Below are 2,291 nucleotides of genomic sequence, written 5' to 3' on the forward strand. Positions count from 1 at the left end.
CTGAAGCTATGGAAGAACAAATTGAAGTTAAAATGTCTGCATCCACAAAATTTGATGGTATTGACTATGAAGATGAAGTTAAGCTCGGCAATCGTTCTGCTTTCTTCTGGAATGATAAAGAAGTAACGACTTATGCTGGTCAAAACCGTATAAATTATTATGATGGTGTGAAGTTCCGTGCCGATAGTATTGAAAAAGCAAGCAAAGTTAATCACTCCAATCAAACTGCTGCTCCAAAACCTGAAAACAAATCAGAAAATAAAGCTGCAGACCAAAAATAATAGCCTATGGGACAAAAAAATGTGTCTAAGGGTTCTCGTTTAAGACTATCTGATAAATATGACCGTCAAAGTTTTGTAGGCATTGTAGGGCTTATTTTGAGTAGTCCTAGTGCAGCTTTTTATAAAGATTTTCAAGCAATGGATTCTAAAATGCTCGCTCTTGTTTTGACAGGCGTTTTTTTTGTAGCTTTTTCTTTAGGTTTTGGTCTGCTCGTATTCATGTATAGTCACTTTAGAAGTTTTTCTATGAAAAATTATAAACGGCTATTGTTGAATTATCTTGTGCAACATAATCTTATTGACAAAGTGACGGTTAAAACAGATAAAGGAACAAGAGAACGGCATAAACTTGCTCGAATCTATGTGAAGCAGCCCAATTCCTATGAATTACATACTTATTTTCCAATTGATGGAGGTACACATCAAGAAAAATACTTATCTCTTTCTGCAGAACTAGAAACAACCTTCTTTGCAGACTTCCAAGAGCAAAACTTTATTAATGAAAATAGAGTTTTAGCTAAAAGGTCTTACGTAGAATATGTGTTTGCGATTGATGGAGAGCGAAACAGGATTGGTGTTGATGATGTTGTTATCGATAAGAAACTAGGCTTGAAACTCATGAATGGGGTATACTGGAATTATGAATCAGACCCACATTTACTGATTGCAGGCGGTACAGGTGGAGGTAAGACGGTGCTTTTAATGTCCTTACTCTCAGCCTTGGCTCGTGTAGGTAGGGTGAGTATCTGTGATCCTAAGCGCTCAGACTTTGTCGGTTTAAAGGATGTTCCAGTTTTTAAAGACCGTGTTTTCATCGATAAAGAAAGTATGATGAATTGCTTAAGACAAGCTGTTGAATTTATGGATCAGCGCTATGATACCATGACCAGTCATCCAGAATATAAGCCAGGCAAACGGTATTCAGATTATGGATTGCCTCCTGAATTTATTCTCTTTGACGAATGGGCAGCCTTCATTGCAAGTTTATCTTATCAAGAATATGATGAAGTGATTCAATGGGTCACTCAGATTGTCTTGAAAGGTCGTGCTTCAGGCGTATTTCTTATCTTGGCTATGCAACGCCCTGATGGGGAATACCTTAAAACAGCGCTACGTGATAACTTCATGAAACGTTTGGCGGTTGGTCGTTTAACGGCTTCCGGTTATCGTATGATTTTTGGGGATGAAAACGAAAAGAAAACCTTTAAATATATTAAAGGGAAAATCGGTCGTGGCTATGTTTCAAATAATGGTGAATTGGCACGTGAATTTTATAGTCCACTTGTGCCTATTGCGGAAGGTTATGATTTTATCTCAGAACTTGCAAAACTTCCTGTGTTGGAAGAAGTTCAACCTGTTCAGTTAGAAGCACCTCCTATCTCAAATATTGAGCAAGAACGTGCTGAAGCAGGACAATTAGAAGATAAAACTTATACCATCACATCTTTAAGCCGCAAATTGGAACAGCCAAATAAAACTGTAAAAACAGTGATTGAGCGTTTAGCTGCAGGGGGCTTTTCTATTCGAGAGGAAGCGCCTTATACTGAAGATGATTATTATGCCCTTCAGGCTGTTTTTTCTGCCAAAGAAGCAGGAGAATTGACCTTGAATGCGGCTATTGATGAAATCTTGGCGGATGAAGCGGAGTACAAAAAAGATTTTGAGAATTTCAATAAGCCTACGGCTTAGATTTATTCAAAAAAATTGATAAAACCTGCAGTCGGCGGTGCGTAAATTATAGGACTTGTCCGTCTGTCCGAAGGACGACTTGCCAAAGGCAAGCAATTTTCCACGGTCGTACTGCCCTCACAAACGGTAGTGCGTGACAGCAGTTTCCACTTATTGAGGAGCTGTTCTTCTCTATTTGGATTTAATGCGTGCAGTAGCGTAAGCATAGCTCCGTGCGAAGCGTAAGGAGTGAGCGTGCGAATGCACGGAGTGGTGGCGTAAGCCGCCACTCGATAAACCCCCAGAGTGCTAATGAGGGGGGTAAGAAGTGACACTACCTTA

The 2,291-nt window shown here is 39.5% G+C and carries 1 protein-coding gene and 1 pseudogene; both read left to right on the forward strand.

The features are described 5' to 3' along the window. Positions 1 to 281 (forward strand): annotated as a pseudogene (locus BZZ03_RS11735) (DUF961 family protein); the annotation flags it as partial. Positions 282 to 287: 6 nt separating this feature from the next. Next, positions 288 to 1,970 (forward strand): FtsK/SpoIIIE domain-containing protein, encoded by a 1,683-nt coding sequence (locus BZZ03_RS11740; protein WP_086583405.1) that lies wholly within the window; start codon positions 288 to 290, stop codon positions 1,968 to 1,970. Positions 1,971 to 2,291: the final 321 nt, after the last annotated feature.

The sequence above is a fragment of the Lactococcus petauri genome, assembly GCF_002154895.1.
Classification (GTDB): domain Bacteria; phylum Bacillota; class Bacilli; order Lactobacillales; family Streptococcaceae; genus Lactococcus; species Lactococcus petauri.